The organism is Culicoidibacter larvae (assembly GCF_005771635.1).
GTDB lineage: Bacteria > Bacillota_I > Bacilli_A > Culicoidibacterales > Culicoidibacteraceae > Culicoidibacter > Culicoidibacter larvae.
The window spans coordinates 70,371-86,436 of the sequence record NZ_VBWP01000001.1; the positions used below are offsets into that span (position 1 = coordinate 70,371).

Consider the following 16,066-nt stretch of genomic DNA (forward strand, 5'->3'; position numbering starts at 1 on the left):
GTGCGTGTCCTAACTTTTTGCCCTACTATTTCTTCAAGAATTTACCAACCGGCAATAGACTTCCGATAAATCCGATGGCAACCCCTAATGCGCCAACGAAAACTGTAACTGGTAAAGCTATAACCTCGAATGGTGCGAAAGCAAATATTGTCATGCTTGCCTGAATACTGTCGAAGAAGTAATAATAGCCACCTAATACTAAACCAATCGGAATAGCGGCACCAATAATACCTATAAAAATCCCTTCAAGGATAAATGGCGTTCGAATAAACCAGTTCGATGCCCCTACAAGACGCATAATCTCAATTTCAACCCGACGCGCAATAATGGTAATTCTGATTGTATTGGAAATTAATATTAACGCAACAATCCCAACAACTGCACTTAAGCCCACACCAACATATTGAATAGTACCGAAGACAGCAAAGATTTTCTCTGCAGTCTCAGTTTGATATTTGACTTCATAAACACCATCAATATTTTTAACAGCATTAATAACTGTTTGATAATCTTTTGAATCATCAAGTTTAATGGTAAAAGTTTTCTTCAATGGATTGGTCTCGCGATAATCCTCAAAGATTTTCCCGTCTTCACCATAATATTTAATTAAATCATCCAGCTCTTGGTCTTCACTTTGATAAGCTACCGATACCACGTTAGGAATTTGTTTAATTTCTTGTTGCATCTCTGCTGCTTGATTTGTTGTAATTTCTTTATCCAATGATACATAAATAGCAATATCTTGTTCCATTGCATTAGTAATATATGTAATATTAATCAATAAAACTACTACTAAGCTCGTTAAGAACAAAGTAACTGCTACTGATAAGATTGCCGAAAACGACATCCAGCCTTGGCGGAAAATATTTTTAAATGCGTCGATAATCTGACGCCCTAACATTCTAAAGACTCTCATCAACGAAATACCCTCCCTCAGTAACATCACTATAAATAGTTCCGTTATTAAATGTTAATGTCCGTTTAGGCATCTCATTTACTAAATGCACATCATGTGTAGCCATAACTACGGTTGTTCCCATTTGATTGATTGCTTCAAGAACATCCATAATACTGCGAGAAGTCACTGGATCCAAGTTTCCAGTCGGCTCATCGGCTATTAATATAGAAGGACGGTTGACAATCGCCCGGGCAATTGCAACCCGCTGCTGTTCACCACCAGAAAGTTGATGCGGCAATTGTTTAGCTTTACCTTTCAAACCAACAACTTCCAAAGCATCTCTCACCTTGCGGCGAATATCAGAACTCTTTTCACCATGAACCTCTAAAGCAAAGGCTACGTTTTCAAACGCAGTCCGGTTTTGCAGAAGTTTGAAATCCTGGAACACAACGCCAATCGTGCGTCGATATAAAGGCACCTTGCTGTTGCGGATTTTAGAAACATTCTTGCCATTAACAATAACATCACCTTTTGTCGATTTTTCTTCACGATACAAAAGACGAATAAACGTTGACTTTCCGGCACCAGAATGACCCACCACATAAACGAACTCACCATCGTTAATAGTAACGCTAATGTTGTTCAAGGCATGCATATTCTTATTATAAACTTTTGTCACATTCGCTAACTGAATCATAACTACTTCTTAACCTTCTTTCGTTGACGAAGTTCTTAAAATACCGATACCATCACCCCAGTGACATATCTTCAATCATTATAACATAAATCATAAATATGAAAAACCTTTTTAAAATGTGCAGAAATCACTTTTTCTCATAAAACTCCCTGATAAACTCCGAAAAAAAGGACGGGCGATAAACGCCCGTCCTTTTCCCAAATTCTATTCAGTACCAGGAAACCACCCCGGCTTGGCCAGAATCCAGTCTCGCATCAACTCCGGAACCGCCGTTGCATCAGCACCTTCAGCATCGAATGTTTGCACAATCTCATCCTCCCGGCCAGCATCAACCTTAGCAATCCAATCCGGATCAATAACAGCCACCCGGCCAAGTGCGGCAAAATCAGCACCAAGTGTTAAAGCATGCATTGCCTGTTCAGGAGTAAAAATAGAACCAACAGCAACCAAAGGTACACGCCCATCAATAATATCATGCAACTGTGTCACCATCGCCGCTTGGCTTGTTGCTTCCATTCGCGGATGGAAATCCACCTGTGCCATCGACACATGCAAGTAATCCAAATTATATCCTGCTAACCGGTCAACTAATTGCAAAGTCTCATCAAAACGAATGCCCGGCGTTTCAAATTCTTCCGGTGAAAAACGATAACCAACAATAAAATCACGTCGTTTCGCTTGCCGAATAACTGCCTGAACCTCATTAACAATCTGCAATGGAAATGTCATGCGTTTATCAATACTGCCACCCCATAAATCCGAACGAGTATTTGTCAGCGGCGAGAAAAACTGCTGAATCAAATATGTATTAGCACCATGAATCTCAACGCCATCAAATCCAGCATCAATCGCCATGCTAGTCACCCGGCCAAAATCTTTGATAATAGCACGAATTTCGGCATCGCTTAATTCCCTTGGCACCACCATATTTCCGGCTGCATCAACATTGCGCGGATTACCTACCGTCCCGCTTGAAACTACATCACCATCAATTAAATCCGGCGGACACTGCCGCCCGCCATGTTGCATCTGCAAAATCGCTTTACCGCCACCGCGCTTAATCGTTTCTGCCAACAACCGTAATCGTGGCAACTGCCGCTCATCGAAGCCAACAAATTGGCCTGGAAAAGTAATTCCGTTAGGTGAAACGGCAATACACGCTGTAATAAACATGCCCACACCATTTGCTCTAGCTGCATAATAACTCAGCTCAGCATCAGACACTGTGCCATCGGGATTTGCCGATTCGGTGGTCATCGGTGCGATGACCACCCGATTTTTAATCGTCTCACCATTAGGTAAAGTGATTGGTTCAAATAATTTTTGATATTTCGCGTTCATAAAATACCTCCTCACATACTCTATAATTATATCACAAAAAATGCTTATCACTACTGCCCGACACTTTGACACTGCAACAAAAATTCGGTATACTAAGCACAGTATTAAAAGGAGGATTTTGACATGAACAAGACAGTAAAAATTATTATCACCACCGCTCTTGCCGGATTGCCAATCGCCGCATTTGGCATCATGGCGATTGTTACCCAAAATCTCTCCTGGCTTTACGACCAACTTTTTATTTGCGGAATTGTTTTTCTGATTATCGGACTGCTTCTTTTTATGCGCTATAATCATATCGAACGCAAACATAAATTTGGTCGATCAACTGATGAATATGGAAAAACCAGTTGGGGTGTCCAACTCAATCCAAAATATGAAGCACAATTTGAAGAAGGCTACCAAGCATCGCGTAAACATTGGTTAATGTTACCACTGATTCTCACTGGTCTTGCCTACATTATTATAAGTATTATACTCGTCTACACGAGATAACTGGAGGATTTATTTATGACAACGAAAAAAAGAGTCGTATCCGGAATTAAACCTACCGGAGAAATGACGCTAGGAAATTATATTGGTGCCATCAGCAACTTTGTAAAGATGCAAGATGAATTTGAAATGTTTGTTTTCGTCGCTGATTTACATGCTTTAACTACGCCGCAGGATCCGGTGCGATTACGCCGGCTGGTCCGCGAAATCGTTATGGTTTATCTCGCTTGCGGTTTAGACCCGGCAAAAACAAAATTATTTTTACAATCTGAGATTGCTGAGCACAGTATGTTATCTTGGGTTTTGCAGTGCCATACTAATATGGGTGAACTTGAACGCATGACCCAATTTAAAGACAAGTCCGCTGAACAAAAAGCAAAATCAGGAGCGATTGGCAGCGGCTTGTTCTGCTATCCAGTCTTGATGGCAGCAGACATCTTATTATATAATCCAGATGTTGTTCCGGTTGGTGAAGACCAAAAACAACATGTTGAAATAACCCGGGATATTGCCGGCCGTTTCAATCATCAACACGGAGAAACTTTTGTTATTCCTGAAGACTATACCCCTGAAGTCGGGGCACGAATTATGTCACTGCAAGATCCGACTAAAAAGATGAGCAAGTCTGATGAAAATGCCAAAGGATACATTCTATTATTAGATGAACCAGCAACTATTATTAAAAAAATTAAAAGTGCGGTCACTGATTCCGAAGGTATCGTTGCTTATGACCCGGTCAATAAAGCCGGTATCAGTAACCTATTAACAATCTACAGTGTTTTGAAAAACCAAAGCATTGATGCCAGTGTTGCTGAATTTGCTGATAGCAATTATGGAACGTTCAAACAGACTGTTGGTGAGTGCATCGTTGAAGCATTAACGCCAATTCAAGAAAAATTCCGCTACTATCAAGAAAACCCCGAACTTGTTGATGCCATTCTTGATGAAGGTGCGGCAGCGGTTCAACCAATCGCAACTAAGAATATGAAAAAAGTTTATAAAAAAGTTGGTTTAAATCGTAAGTAATCTAAAATGTTGATAAACATTTTGGCAAACAATAGATGCAACAAGTGACTAACCTACTATTAGGAGGAAAAATGACATGGATACTATTTGGCAATATCTTCAGTATTTGATTCTTGGTTTAGCCCAAGGGATTACTGAACCATTACCGGTTTCTTCAAAGGGACACGTGGTAATGTTTAACAATTTCTTTGGCGCACCGGTTGGTGAAGCTGATATGGTCTTCTTCTTGGCAATTGTCCATCTTGCTTCATTGATTGCAATTGTATGGATTTACCGCGAAAAAATAAAGCACATCTTAGTTGGTACTTATGGTTACGTAGTGAAAAAAGATAAACGTGAGCGTTCTTTCGCTCGCTACACATCGTTGCTTTTAGTTTCTTTCGTCATCTTTGCTTTCTTCGCGGCTATCTCATTGCTCTTTATTGATGAGCTATTCAGTGGCAGCACAATCATTGTTGGTATCGGGTATCTGATTACAACCATTCTCTTGGTTGCTTCTGACCACATTAAAGTACCATCGCCAAAAACTGAAAGTAAAATCACTTTAATGGATGCTATCTTTATCGGTGGTTCACAAGTATTGGCATTAATTCCCGGTGTAAGCCGTTCAGGGACAACACTGGTTGCCGGACTCTTCCGAAAATTTGATCGCGAAACAGCTATCGACTACTCATTCTTCTTATTTATCCCAACTGTTTTGGGAGCGAATGTTGTACTTGCCGCTATTAAAGCAATTAAAACCGGCGTACTGATTCCAAGTGGTATGATAGTGCCTTACATCATCGCTTTCTTTGCATCACTCATCGGAACCTACTTTGCATTTAAGTTCTTGCTCTTCATCGTGAAAAAGCAAAAACTGACATATTTCGCAATCTATACTTTCATTCTGGCAATGCTTAACATCTTCCAAATCGTGAGCAGTGTTGCTGATTAATTGAAAAAACTAGTAAAAACCCGAGTCCAAGGACTCGGGTTTTTATTTATGAGTTTGCTGATAAGTTTGTCCCCAATCGCACATTGCATGAATAATATCTTTCATCGACATACCAGTCTCAGTAAGCTCATACTCAACCTTCGGGGGAATCTCCGGATAGATGGTTCGCGATATCATACCGTCATCTTCAAGTTCACGTAATTGCAAAGTTAATGAGCGCTGGGTAATGCCGGATATTTTCTTTTGCAACTCACCAAAACGCAACTTTCCATATAAGAGGTGGTAAATAATTACCGGCTTCCACTTACCGCTGATTAACTGTACCGTTGTTTGCACCGGACATATTTCTGTTTGCATATTATCACTCTTTCAGTATACTTTTTATCCTATATATAATTATTATACATAAATGTATCATTATTGACAATGGCAATAGTATACAATTCTGCCCTAAGCCTAACTTCCTGCCATATTGGCATAAAATTTGCGTACTTCACGGCATCACGCTTTCATGTTACCATACAAGTATAGACTTAAGGAGGAAATAAGTATGTCAACAACCATTGAAACTATTATGCAAGCTCACAACTATCGTTACGCTTGCAAACAATTTGATCCAAATAAAAAAATTAGCCCTGAAGATTTTCAATATATTATTGAAACAGCAAGACTTTCACCAAGCTCATTCGGGCTTGAGCCTTGGAAGTTTTTACTAATAAATGATGAAACTATAAAAAATGATTTGCGTCCATTTTCATGGGGAGCACTTCGCAGTCTTGATGGTGCCAGCCACTTTTTAATTGTATTAGCAAGAAAAGATGTCAAAGCATTCTCACCCTATGTGAAACACATTATGAAAGATATTAAAGGATATGACATTGATGGTGAAGCATTCAATCAACAACAAACATTTTTCCAAAACTTCCAGCAAAATGATTTCGAGTTATTGGAAAATAAACGGACATTATTTGATTGGACCAGCAAACAAGCATACATCCCTTTAGCGAATATGATGACAACTGCTGCTGCGCTTGGTATTGATAGCTGCCCTATTGAAGGCTTTAATCGCGAAGCGGCCGAAAGCTATCTCGCTGAGAAAAACATTCTCGATCGTGAAACATATGGAATTGCCTACATGGTAAGCTTTGGATATCGCGCTGAAGAGCAACCAATTAAAGTTCGTCAGCCGCTTACTGATATTTTCGAGGAAATTTAAAAACACGTGATTGCTAAAGCAATCACGTGTTTTCATTTTATACAAAATTATTCAATAGCCTCAAGTTCTTCAACAACTTCTGAGTTACTGCTTTTTCTGCGGATATACAATGAGTAGATAACCGTCACCAAACCACCAACGATAATTGTGAAGTAGAACTGCCCGCTACGCCAAAGCAAAAGTCCCGGACCCAAAGCATCACTGCTGAAAATAAATGAGTAGATAAGCGTGAACAATACTTCGCTCCCGCCGGTCGCTCCGGGAATAGGGATAAATGATGTAATCAGTGCGATAAGAATGCTACCGCAAGTTGCATAAATCCACATCCATATATTCAGCTCCATACCAAATGCCAAAGCAACAAAAATAGGCAGGAAGTTGAAAATAATCATCCGTCCACAGTTAAACAAGAAAATCTTGAAATGCGCCATCCGATGCTTGCCAATTAGTTGAATACCTTCACGGAACTCACCAATACCAAGTGAAATATTAACAATCCACTTTTCACTTTTTTCAGCATTTATTTTCTTCAAAATAGTACTAAGCAAGCCTATGATAACGCCATGCAGTTTTTCTGACAATGCACAAGTTAACATTGTCACGTAAACAAGTAAGGTACTCCCGAACCCAATAACTAAAAAAGCATCTAATCCCGGAACATAGCTACTGAAAAACGGATAAGAAATCAAAGCTGAAACAAATGACATTGCTAATAGTGATGCTACATACAAAATTAAGTTCACCGTCACCATAGAAATAGCACTGCTCAACTTGACCCCTTGTTTATTCATATAATAAGTTTGTAAAAAATCGCCACCGGTTGCTGCCGGCGTTGCTAAACTATAAAATTGTCCGATAATTGTTGCAAATACCGCGTCCATATAACGATATTTAACACCTTGAATTTTCCCGATTCGCTTAATGACAACTGCTTCGGCAAACCACCAAAACACAACTAGCGACATAGCTGCCGCCACCCATAAAAGATTAACCTGCTGCAACTGCAACAACTTCTCAGCAGTGTCATCTTTCAAAACATACCAAACCGTAATCCCGGTTATTACTGCAACAAAAACGAGACTCCAAAATGTTGAATTTTTAAATATAGATTTTTTCTTCAAGCAACTAAGCCTCCATAATATTCTTCTCTTATTATATCAGAAATCCACTGCTAAACATAATATTATTTATATCGTAAAAAGCGCCCAGCCAAAGCCGGGCGTTTTTAAGAATTCTTCCCAATAAAAAAGCACATCTTAGATGTGCTTATTCAATATATCAATCATAATCTTATAGCCTGTTTCATTGGGATGTAAGCCATCACTTGCGTAACTTTCTATCAACATTCCTGATGGTCTATCAACAAAAGCCGAATAATAATCAACGAAATCGGCACCACTCACTTCAGTATAGTCTCGCAAAACACTATTAATTCGGCGAATAATCACCGCAGCCAACTCATTATCAATTAACTTTTCCGGCGGACGTTTTATAGGCAGAACACTGGCAACCAAAACCTGATTCCCGGCGCCTAAAACCATATCCGCCATTTCAATAATATTTGCTGTCACCTCGGCTACGATGCCATCAGCATCGTAGCCGACATATTCTTCCCCACGTAGCCAGGCTTGTACATCATTGATGCCGCCAAGAAGAATAACTTTATTTGGATTTAATTGCAAAGCGTCGGCCTCAAACCGTTTACGCATATAAACAGTTCGGTCACCACCAATTCCACTGTTGACAACTGTTCCCAGATATTCATAAGCAGTAATCAGAAAGGCTTCAGTAATTGAATCACCATAAAACAATATATCTACTTGAGTATTATTTGCCAGCAAATACTCGTTGCGCTGATCAAATTGATCACGTTTTGCATCAGTATAATCATAACCAAAATAACCTGGTTTAACAACATTCATTCTATCAATCCTTACTTTCTACAAATTCGCCCGGTACTTTTTCATAATCTCTGCAAAAAGCTCGGCACTGGTCGGCGGTGTATAAGTAATTACATTTGCTCCGGCCTCAATAGTTTCACGAATCGACTCATCTGTCGGACCTCCGGTCGCGATGATTGCAATTTCCTGACTATGTTTGCGAATTTCGCGAACAATCTCTGCCGTCTTTGCTCCGCCGGAAACATTAAAGATTTGCGCTCCGCTTCGCAGCCGCGCCTCAATATCTTCCTTCGCTGAAACCACAGTAATCACAACCGGAATATCCAGCCGATCGCTGATTTTCTTAATCAACTCATTTGGTGTCGGTGCATTCAGCACCACCCCATATGCACCATGTAACTCAGCATCCAAAGCAATATCATATGCCTGCTGACCGCTGGTTAAACCGCCGCCAACACCACAAAACACCGGCATCGGCGATGCCTGAATCATCATCTGCGAAATCGCAATTGTCGGTGTAAAAGGATATACCGCAATCAAGCCATCTGCATTGCAGTTAGCAATAATTGAAACATCAGTAGTAAAAATCAACGACCGAATATGTTTACCGAAAAGCTTAATTCCCCCTGCTTCCTGAATAATCTCGGGAACTTCAACAATTTTCTGCCGTAACGGACTCTTTATATTTGGTACAAAAGCCATACCATCACACCCTTCCATTACCTTAAGTATAACTTATCGATGCAAAGACTGTCTATAACTTACTTCACTACTAACAAAATTGTTATCTAAATGGCAGCATCTTTGTTATACTAAATAAAAAGAGGTGTTGCTATGAAACAAATTCCCAATTGTATAACTCTTTTGCGGATATTTTTGACTATCGCCTTATTTTTCTTCATTCAAGATACCTGGGTTTTTATTTTTATATATATTTGTTGTGGTATCAGCGACATTCTGGATGGCTATATTGCCCGCCGCTATAAGCTTTCCTCAGCCTTTGGTGCAAAACTTGATAGCATTGCTGATTTTATCTTCTTTGTAACTTCAATACTTCTATTTATCATTAAATTCCAGCTGCAATTTCCACTATATGTCATCATTTGCTTCATAGTCATCTTCCTTATTCGCATAGCTAACCTAGTTATTACTAAAATCAAATTTAAACAATGGGGTATGTTTCATACTATTGGTAACAAAATCAGTGGCTTACTACTCTTCCTAATTCTGCCGATTGGAGTTTTAATCAACTATTTTCCAGATATTCCGGTCATTATTTTAGGTGCTACTGCACTTCTATCTGCTCTGGAAGAAATGCTAATCTTGCAAAAAATGACAACCTATAATGCTGATACTAAAAGTCTTTTTGGGGGAAAATAAAAACGGCGGGAGAGCTCAGCTCTCCCGCCGTTTAAAAATTCTTCATTAGTCAGTTACATAAGGAAGTAATGCCATTTGGCGTGCGCGTTTAATAGCAATCGTTAATTCACGTTGATATTTAGCACATGTTCCGGTAACACGACGAGGTAAAATTTTTCCACGTTCTGAAACAAAACGTTTCAATAATTCCGCATCTTTAAAATCGATTTTTTCAATTTTATTTGAAGTAAAGTAACATACCTTACGACGTCTTTGTCTTCTTGGACGCATCGTTGTTCCTCCTTTTTACATCATCTGGAATTATAATTCCAAATAATTAGAATGGTAAATCATCATCCGAAATATCGAATGTTTGGGTTGGTTTTTCAAAACTGTCAGCAGCTCCGCCGCCATTGTTTGATGAAGGTCCGGCATCATAGCTCGGCGCTCCATAATCATAAGCGTTGTCACGGTTGCCACCGCCAGCATTAGAACCTTTTGGTTCAAGGAATTGTACGCTATCGCAAACAACTTCCATAACAAAACGTTTAGAACCATCTTGAGCATCGTACGAACGCGTTTGTAAACGACCGTCAACGCCAACTAAAGATCCTTTATGCACATAATTTGATACGTTTTCTGCTTGTTTTCTCCAAACAACACATGGAACGAAATCAGCTTCGCGCTCTCCGCTTTGGTTAGTAAACGTACGATTAACGGCAAGACTGAAAGTCGCTACCGCTACACCGCTAGGTGTGTATCGAAGTTCTGGATCGCGTGTTAAACGACCTACTAAAGTTACTCGATTCATCATAATTACATCATCACCTAACTACTCATCGTCGCGAATCGTGATAAAACGAATAATGTCTTCACTGATACGCGCTAAACGTGTAAATTCATCAATTGCAGCTCCTGGAGCTTCAACATTTAAAACAACATAGTACCCTTTAGAATGCTTTTGGATGTCATACGCTAATTCACGTAATCCCCATTTGTCAGTTTTTTCAACTGTCGCACCTTGAGTTTCTAAAGTGTTGTTAAATGATTCGATCACTGCTTCAGTTGCCTCAGCCTCTAAATCAGGACGAACAATATACATAATTTCATATTTATGCATCACACTACACCTCCTTATGGTCTATCGGCCCGTTCCCGGGCAAGGAGTAATTATTAAAATCACTCGGAATATATTGTATCACTTCTCCCCTTAAAAGTAAATGCAAAATTTATTATCTGCCTTATGAAAAAAAAGCGCCAAGTGGCGCTTTTATAACATTTCTTTCAATAACTGACTAACTGTATCATGGGCCTCAACATAAGTATCGTACACTTCCTCGCCCCAATCCAAAATCGTATCAATAAACTCTTGCTGGTCGGTCTCAGCTTCCAACTCCCGCAACGGATTATAACCACGGAAAATTGGCGCCTTGAATTTTGGCATATCTTTGAGATTTGCAACAAACAGTTCAACCTTAGCCAATGTCTCATTGCTAAGGTTGTGACTTTCACTTAACGCCAGCGGCAACAATAATGTCGCAAAATCTGCATCATTCACACAATAATAGTCCGGATGCATCAATTTGTAAGCTGCACTCATGACCGCTTTGTACTTCTCATTGTCACCAGCCAGAAAATCCGACGCTAGCATTTGCTCATACAAATGACGGCAGCCTTCCTCGCCCTCGGCAACAACTAAGCCACAGACAAGACAAATATCAACACCAAACCCGGCATAATCAACTTTCAACGCCATATGAGTTCCTTCTTTCTTTTTTTTGAATCACTAACAAAAAATATTTGAAAACGCTTCTCATTCTAAGGAAACCTGCAAAAGTTTATGCGAAGCGTATCTAAACATACGTGCCAAATAAACTTTTGCAGGTTTTCAACGAATGGAGGCGTTTCTCAATATTTTAGACGTTGAAACGGAAATGAACAACATCCCCATCCTTCATCACATACTCTTTACCTTCAATGCGGTATTTCCCGGCTGCTCGCGCTCCGGTTTCACCACCTGTCGCTAATAAGTCATCGTAGCTGACTACTTCAGCTTTGATGAAGCCGCGTTCGAAGTCAGTATGAATAATCCCGGCACACTCTGGTGCTTTCATTCCTTTGACAAAAGTCCATGCGCGAACTTCCTGCACGCCGGCAGTGAAGTAAGTCTCAAGTCCGAGCAAGTCATAAGCAGCTCGCGTAAGTATTTCAATCCCGCTTTGCTCAACACCTAAATCGGCTAAGAACTCAGCACGTTCATCATCATCAAGCTCAGAAAGTTCAGCTTCAATTTGTGCGGAAATAACCACAACTTGCGCTCCTTCTTTAGCAGCTAACTCACGAACCGCTTGCACATGTTTATTATTATCGCTATTAGCAATTTCATCTTCAGCAACATTTGCTACATATAAAATCGGTTTAATTGTCAGCAAATTCAGTTGACGAATGTATTTCCACTCGGGCTCATTCAATTCAACAGTACGAGCCGGCAAACTATTTTCGAATGCTTTACTAATCCGCTCTAACGCCGGATATTCAATCGCTGCATCCTTATCTTTCATTTGCGCCATCTTTGCTAAACGCTTCATCCGTTTTTCAACAGTATCCATATCGGCAAAAATAAGTTCCAGATTAATTGTTTCAATATCACGAATCGGATCAATATCTCCATCAACATGAGTAATATCCGGGTCTTCGAAACAACGAACAACCTCACAAATTGCATCAACCTGACGAATATGTGCTAAAAATTGATTCCCTAAACCTTCACCTTTAGAAGCACCACGCACTAATCCGGCAATATCAGTAAACTCAAAAGCAGTCGGTATCGTCTTTTGTGGCTTCACCAACTCCGTTAATTTTTGTAACCGCTCATCCGGCACCTCAACAACACCAACATTCGGGTCAATCGTCGCAAACGGATAGTTTGCCGCAAGTGCACCCGCCTTAGTAATTGCATTAAATAATGTCGACTTCCCCACGTTTGGTAAACCAACAATTCCAGCTGTCAAAGCCATAAATAAAAACCGCCTTCTCTTTACATTTCTCACCTATTATACTAAAAAACCCGGCAAAAGAAAACAACCTATTGCTTAGGCAGCAACCGCCCACCTAAACGCACCCAACGATGTTCCTGATTAAACTCCAGAACCACATCACTATAAGGCTTCTCAATCACTACCTGGTACCGATCGGTTAGGCGCGCCGGATAAACCGTCGCACCTAACCACACCCGAAGCCCTTCTTCATCAAAAACAACCTGCACACAACTATCTTCCTCATCACTGGCGTATACCCCGGCAACTTGCTCAATGAAGCCCGCATCCTCAATAAAACTATATTCTGGCTTTACAATCTCAGCACTAAGACCAAGCGCAAGCAAACGGCTGGCAACAAGTGATACCGGCACTGCCGATGTATTACACAGCACAACCACACCAAGGCCAACCTCCGCTGACCATAATATCTGCGACGATACCCCGGTCAAGCCGCCGCCATGACCGACACACTTCTGCCCGCCAATCGTTTCAATCGCCAAACCAAATCCATAATTCGACTGAGCATTGTAACGAATTGCCGGCGCGCTCATCTGCTCAATGCCTGCCTGACTCAACAATTGCTCACCACTTTGAGTGACACCACCATGCAAGTACATACACACATATTTCATCAAGTCATTGAGTGTCGACTTCAGCGCGCCACCACCCATCATAACAAAAGCATTATCATAAAAATCGAGCGTACTTTTCAGTTCACCATTTTCGTTCCAATAAAGCGTCGCTACATCGGTGTCATGCTGCGGTGCCAACATCGCAATAGTAGAACGCGTCATACCAAGCGGCTTCAATATGCAAGCTTCCAAGTAAGCTGCATAGGTTTCATATCCACTAACTCGCCGCACAATTTCAGTCAGTAAGCCATAGCCATCATTGCTGTAACTTAAAAATGCTCCCGGTGCCCCGCAAAACTCAGTTGCTGCATCTAAAAGTCGACATATTTCCTTACTTCCGGCCATAGCCAACTCATTACTAAATGCTAAATCTTCAACCTGCGGTTCAAGTCCCAGCTTCTCCGCTACCTCATAAACTGTCGTTCGATGTTGCGGAAAAAAGCCGCCACTATGACTGAGCAAATGACGGACTGTAACTCCGCGCTTATTTTCAAACTCGGGTATGTATACTGAGACCAGTGCATCTAACTCAACTCGACCTGCCTCAACCAACTGCATAATCGCAAGTGCAGTAAATGACTTAGTAACTGAGGCAACACCAAACAAACTATCAGCACTGATTTGTCGTTGCTCATCAATATCTCGATATCCAAAACTACGCTGGTACTTAATTGTGCCATCTTTTGTAAAGAGCGCCGCCCTTAAACCGGCAGCGCTATAATCCTTCATCAATTGTTCAGTAAATATCTTAAACTCTTTCATGCTCTGAGCTCCTTACAACTTATATACAATACTTTCATATGGACGTAACAAATACGTTCCCGCACTTGCTGTTTTCAAATCATAATTACTTAGCATTACTTCCTTCACATCCCATGTAAAAGGAATTTCACGCTCGGTACCATAGAAATTACAAATTACCAATACTCGCTCTTCTTCATATTCACGGATATAAGCATATACGCGCTCGTCATCTTCAAGGACTAACTCCACCGTACCATAAATAAATAATTCATAATCATGCCGCAACTGTAATACTTTACGATAATGATTCAAGATCGAATCAGGATCATTCATTTCCGCTTCAACATTAATAGTTTTATAATTCTCGTTGGTTTTTATCCATGGTTCTACATGAGAAAAACCACCATGCTCCGCCGCATCCCACTGCATTGGCGTACGCGCATTATCACGGCAACGGTCGTGAATCATCGTCATAATTTCATCATGACTTCTACCGCCACGAACAACCGCCTGATCATACAAAGTAAATACTTCAACATCACGATAATCACTAATATCGCTATAATTAGTATTAGTCATCCCCAGTTCCTCACCTTGCAAAATATATGGCGTTCCCCATTGTAAATACATTAAAGTTGCCAACATTTTGGCACTTTCTTTCCAATACTCGCCAACATCACCAAAGCGTGAAACCACACGTGGCATATCATGATTATTCCAATATAAAGTATTCCAGCCATTACCAAACAAGCCGTGCTGCCACTCCATCATTTTAGCCTTAAAAGCATTCAAATCCATTGGCTTTGTTGCCCACTTCGGCGGCACATAAGTCACGGAATAATCATAATCTAAACTCAAATGAGCAAAAGTAATAATCATATCAAACTCTTTACGTGCCGGATCACTATACTTAATTCCTTCACTAACAGTTGCGGTAGAACCTTCACCAACAGTCATCAAATGATTAGAAGGGGCAATAACCTCACGATTAAACTCTTGCACATAATCATGAACCTTAGGCAGATTAGCATAATATTCATCAGCTAAAACATATGGGCGCTCAGTCAAATTCTCTGCCTGCGGAAAAGTCATGTCCTTAGCAATATGAATAATTGCATCCACTCGGAAGCCATCAATTCCTTTATTACTCCAGAATCGGGCAATATCATAAATCGCCTCACGAACATCTGGATTGGTCCAGTTTAAATCCGGCATTTTCTTGCTGAACAAATGCATATAATACTGCTTACTCACTTCATCATATTCCCAAACTGAACCGCCAAAAAAACCTTCCCAGTTAGTCGGGGGTTCACCATTCGGTCCGCCATCCTGCCAAATATAAAAATCACGATAAAAATTCGACTGCGCCGAACGGGACTCAATAAACCAAGGATGCTCATCGCTAGTATGATTCATCACTAAGTCAAAAATAATCTTAATACCGCGTAAATGAGCTTTCTGAATTAACTCTTCAACATCATCCATCGTTCCAAAAATCGGCGATATTCCATAAAAATCGCTGATATCATAACCGTTATCATCATTTGGCGAATGAAAAATCGGATTCAGCCAAATAACATTCGCCCCCAATGCATCAATATAATCTAACTTCTCAATAACCCCACGAATATCACCAACACCATCATCATCGCTGTCATAAAAACTTCTTGGGTAAACCTGATAGACGACTGCACTTTGCCACCATTTCTTTTCCATAATCCCAACTCCGTATCTATAAACAAAATTATACTCTTATCATAGCACAAAAACCTTTTTATGGAGAAAAAA

Annotated in this window: 19 protein-coding genes; 5 read left to right on the forward strand and 14 right to left on the reverse strand. The window is 40.3% G+C overall.

Annotated elements, in window-relative coordinates; all coding sequences use genetic code 11:
• Positions 1 to 25: 25 nt before the first annotated feature.
• The 3 genes from ftsX to FEZ08_RS00440 form a co-directional block, all read right to left on the reverse strand.
• On the reverse strand, positions 26 to 916 hold the full coding sequence (gene ftsX, locus FEZ08_RS00430; protein WP_171014853.1) for a permease-like cell division protein FtsX: 891 nt from the start codon (positions 914 to 916) through the stop codon (positions 26 to 28).
• Positions 903 to 1,595: a cell division ATP-binding protein FtsE gene (gene ftsE / locus FEZ08_RS00435; protein ID WP_138189728.1), complete on the reverse strand. Its 693-nt coding sequence runs from the start codon at positions 1,593 to 1,595 to the stop codon at positions 903 to 905. The genes ftsX and ftsE overlap by 14 nt, the downstream gene beginning before the upstream one ends.
• A gap of 204 nt (positions 1,596 to 1,799) precedes the next feature.
• The gene (locus FEZ08_RS00440) at positions 1,800 to 2,936 is read right to left on the reverse strand and encodes an NADH-dependent flavin oxidoreductase (RefSeq protein WP_138189729.1); all 1,137 of its coding nucleotides are present in this window, start codon (positions 2,934 to 2,936) and stop codon (positions 1,800 to 1,802) included.
• A 123-nt stretch (positions 2,937 to 3,059) separates the two neighbouring features.
• Between FEZ08_RS00440 and FEZ08_RS00445 the strand changes: the two genes are divergently transcribed.
• The 3 genes from FEZ08_RS00445 (at position 3,060) to FEZ08_RS00455 (ending at position 5,388) form a co-directional block, all read left to right on the forward strand.
• Positions 3,060 to 3,431 carry a DUF3899 domain-containing protein gene (locus FEZ08_RS00445; protein WP_138189730.1) on the forward strand — a complete coding sequence of 124 codons (372 nt, stop codon included), beginning with the start codon at positions 3,060 to 3,062 and terminating at the stop codon, positions 3,429 to 3,431.
• A gap of 15 nt (positions 3,432 to 3,446) precedes the next feature.
• A complete protein-coding gene (trpS, locus tag FEZ08_RS00450) occupies positions 3,447 to 4,454 on the forward strand; it encodes a tryptophan--tRNA ligase (RefSeq protein WP_138189731.1) in 1,008 nt (335 codons plus the stop codon).
• A 76-nt stretch (positions 4,455 to 4,530) separates the two neighbouring features.
• Entirely contained in the window at positions 4,531 to 5,388 is an 858-nt protein-coding gene (locus FEZ08_RS00455) for an undecaprenyl-diphosphate phosphatase (protein WP_138189732.1), read from the forward strand.
• Positions 5,389 to 5,430: 42 nt separating this feature from the next.
• Here FEZ08_RS00455 and FEZ08_RS00460 read toward each other — a convergent pair whose 3' ends face one another.
• Positions 5,431 to 5,745: a winged helix-turn-helix transcriptional regulator gene (locus FEZ08_RS00460; RefSeq protein ID WP_138189733.1), complete on the reverse strand. Its 315-nt coding sequence runs from the start codon at positions 5,743 to 5,745 to the stop codon at positions 5,431 to 5,433.
• Between the two features lie 193 nt (positions 5,746 to 5,938).
• Between FEZ08_RS00460 and FEZ08_RS00465 the strand changes: the two genes are divergently transcribed.
• Entirely contained in the window at positions 5,939 to 6,604 is a 666-nt protein-coding gene (locus FEZ08_RS00465; RefSeq protein ID WP_138189734.1) for an NAD(P)H-dependent oxidoreductase, read from the forward strand.
• 47 nt (positions 6,605 to 6,651) lie between these two features.
• Here the strand turns inward: FEZ08_RS00465 and FEZ08_RS00470 are convergent, their stop codons facing one another.
• The 3 genes from FEZ08_RS00470 to FEZ08_RS00480 all read right to left on the reverse strand — a co-directional run bounded on the left by FEZ08_RS00470 (position 6,652) and on the right by FEZ08_RS00480 (position 9,207).
• Positions 6,652 to 7,725: a lysylphosphatidylglycerol synthase transmembrane domain-containing protein gene (locus FEZ08_RS00470; RefSeq protein ID WP_171014854.1), complete on the reverse strand. Its 1,074-nt coding sequence runs from the start codon at positions 7,723 to 7,725 to the stop codon at positions 6,652 to 6,654.
• Positions 7,726 to 7,860: 135 nt separating this feature from the next.
• The gene (locus FEZ08_RS00475) at positions 7,861 to 8,526 is read right to left on the reverse strand and encodes an SGNH/GDSL hydrolase family protein (protein ID WP_138189736.1); all 666 of its coding nucleotides are present in this window, start codon (positions 8,524 to 8,526) and stop codon (positions 7,861 to 7,863) included.
• Positions 8,527 to 8,544: 18 nt separating this feature from the next.
• Positions 8,545 to 9,207 (reverse strand): beta/alpha barrel domain-containing protein, encoded by a 663-nt coding sequence (locus tag FEZ08_RS00480; protein ID WP_138190120.1) that lies wholly within the window; start codon positions 9,205 to 9,207, stop codon positions 8,545 to 8,547.
• A 132-nt stretch (positions 9,208 to 9,339) separates the two neighbouring features.
• Between FEZ08_RS00480 and FEZ08_RS00485 the strand changes: the two genes are divergently transcribed.
• The gene (locus FEZ08_RS00485; protein WP_138189737.1) at positions 9,340 to 9,885 is read left to right on the forward strand and encodes a CDP-alcohol phosphatidyltransferase family protein; all 546 of its coding nucleotides are present in this window, start codon (positions 9,340 to 9,342) and stop codon (positions 9,883 to 9,885) included.
• Between the two features lie 45 nt (positions 9,886 to 9,930).
• Here the strand turns inward: FEZ08_RS00485 and rpsR are convergent, their stop codons facing one another.
• The 7 genes from rpsR to FEZ08_RS00520 form a co-directional block, all read right to left on the reverse strand.
• Positions 9,931 to 10,155, reverse strand: a complete 225-nt coding sequence (gene rpsR / locus FEZ08_RS00490; RefSeq protein ID WP_138189738.1) for a 30S ribosomal protein S18 — start codon at positions 10,153 to 10,155, stop codon at positions 9,931 to 9,933.
• A 46-nt stretch (positions 10,156 to 10,201) separates the two neighbouring features.
• Positions 10,202 to 10,678 carry a single-stranded DNA-binding protein gene (gene ssb / locus FEZ08_RS00495; protein WP_138189739.1) on the reverse strand — a complete coding sequence of 159 codons (477 nt, stop codon included), beginning with the start codon at positions 10,676 to 10,678 and terminating at the stop codon, positions 10,202 to 10,204.
• Positions 10,679 to 10,696: 18 nt separating this feature from the next.
• Positions 10,697 to 10,984, reverse strand: a complete 288-nt coding sequence (rpsF, locus tag FEZ08_RS00500) for a 30S ribosomal protein S6 (protein ID WP_138189740.1) — start codon at positions 10,982 to 10,984, stop codon at positions 10,697 to 10,699.
• 150 nt (positions 10,985 to 11,134) lie between these two features.
• Positions 11,135 to 11,620: a DUF5946 family protein gene (locus tag FEZ08_RS00505; protein WP_138189741.1), complete on the reverse strand. Its 486-nt coding sequence runs from the start codon at positions 11,618 to 11,620 to the stop codon at positions 11,135 to 11,137.
• Between the two features lie 160 nt (positions 11,621 to 11,780).
• Positions 11,781 to 12,881 carry a redox-regulated ATPase YchF gene (ychF, locus tag FEZ08_RS00510; RefSeq protein WP_138189742.1) on the reverse strand — a complete coding sequence of 367 codons (1,101 nt, stop codon included), beginning with the start codon at positions 12,879 to 12,881 and terminating at the stop codon, positions 11,781 to 11,783.
• Positions 12,882 to 12,949: 68 nt separating this feature from the next.
• Entirely contained in the window at positions 12,950 to 14,296 is a 1,347-nt protein-coding gene (locus FEZ08_RS00515; protein ID WP_138189743.1) for a serine hydrolase domain-containing protein, read from the reverse strand.
• A 12-nt stretch (positions 14,297 to 14,308) separates the two neighbouring features.
• Positions 14,309 to 15,994, reverse strand: a complete 1,686-nt coding sequence (locus FEZ08_RS00520) for a glycoside hydrolase family 13 protein (protein WP_138189744.1) — start codon at positions 15,992 to 15,994, stop codon at positions 14,309 to 14,311.
• Positions 15,995 to 16,066: the final 72 nt, after the last annotated feature.

Excerpts from the sequence above, each read along its gene's own strand:
- ftsX (WP_171014853.1), bottom strand. The coding sequence starts at position 916 with ATGAGAGTCTTTAGAATGTTAGGGCGTCAGATTATCGACGCATTTAAA.
- ftsE (WP_138189728.1), bottom strand. The coding sequence starts at position 1,595 with ATGATTCAGTTAGCGAATGTGACAAAAGTTTATAATAAGAATATGCAT.
- FEZ08_RS00440 (WP_138189729.1), bottom strand. The coding sequence starts at position 2,936 with ATGAACGCGAAATATCAAAAATTATTTGAACCAATCACTTTACCTAAT.
- FEZ08_RS00445 (WP_138189730.1), top strand. The coding sequence starts at position 3,060 with ATGAACAAGACAGTAAAAATTATTATCACCACCGCTCTTGCCGGATTG.
- trpS (WP_138189731.1), top strand. The coding sequence starts at position 3,447 with ATGACAACGAAAAAAAGAGTCGTATCCGGAATTAAACCTACCGGAGAA.
- FEZ08_RS00455 (WP_138189732.1), top strand. The coding sequence starts at position 4,531 with ATGGATACTATTTGGCAATATCTTCAGTATTTGATTCTTGGTTTAGCC.
- FEZ08_RS00460 (WP_138189733.1), bottom strand. The coding sequence starts at position 5,745 with ATGCAAACAGAAATATGTCCGGTGCAAACAACGGTACAGTTAATCAGC.
- FEZ08_RS00465 (WP_138189734.1), top strand. The coding sequence starts at position 5,939 with ATGTCAACAACCATTGAAACTATTATGCAAGCTCACAACTATCGTTAC.
- FEZ08_RS00475 (WP_138189736.1), bottom strand. The coding sequence starts at position 8,526 with ATGAATGTTGTTAAACCAGGTTATTTTGGTTATGATTATACTGATGCA.
- FEZ08_RS00480 (WP_138190120.1), bottom strand. The coding sequence starts at position 9,207 with ATGGCTTTTGTACCAAATATAAAGAGTCCGTTACGGCAGAAAATTGTT.
- FEZ08_RS00485 (WP_138189737.1), top strand. The coding sequence starts at position 9,340 with ATGAAACAAATTCCCAATTGTATAACTCTTTTGCGGATATTTTTGACT.
- rpsR (WP_138189738.1), bottom strand. The coding sequence starts at position 10,155 with ATGCGTCCAAGAAGACAAAGACGTCGTAAGGTATGTTACTTTACTTCA.
- ssb (WP_138189739.1), bottom strand. The coding sequence starts at position 10,678 with ATGATGAATCGAGTAACTTTAGTAGGTCGTTTAACACGCGATCCAGAA.
- rpsF (WP_138189740.1), bottom strand. The coding sequence starts at position 10,984 with ATGCATAAATATGAAATTATGTATATTGTTCGTCCTGATTTAGAGGCT.
- FEZ08_RS00505 (WP_138189741.1), bottom strand. The coding sequence starts at position 11,620 with ATGGCGTTGAAAGTTGATTATGCCGGGTTTGGTGTTGATATTTGTCTT.
- ychF (WP_138189742.1), bottom strand. The coding sequence starts at position 12,881 with ATGGCTTTGACAGCTGGAATTGTTGGTTTACCAAACGTGGGGAAGTCG.
- FEZ08_RS00515 (WP_138189743.1), bottom strand. The coding sequence starts at position 14,296 with ATGAAAGAGTTTAAGATATTTACTGAACAATTGATGAAGGATTATAGC.
- FEZ08_RS00520 (WP_138189744.1), bottom strand. The coding sequence starts at position 15,994 with ATGGAAAAGAAATGGTGGCAAAGTGCAGTCGTCTATCAGGTTTACCCA.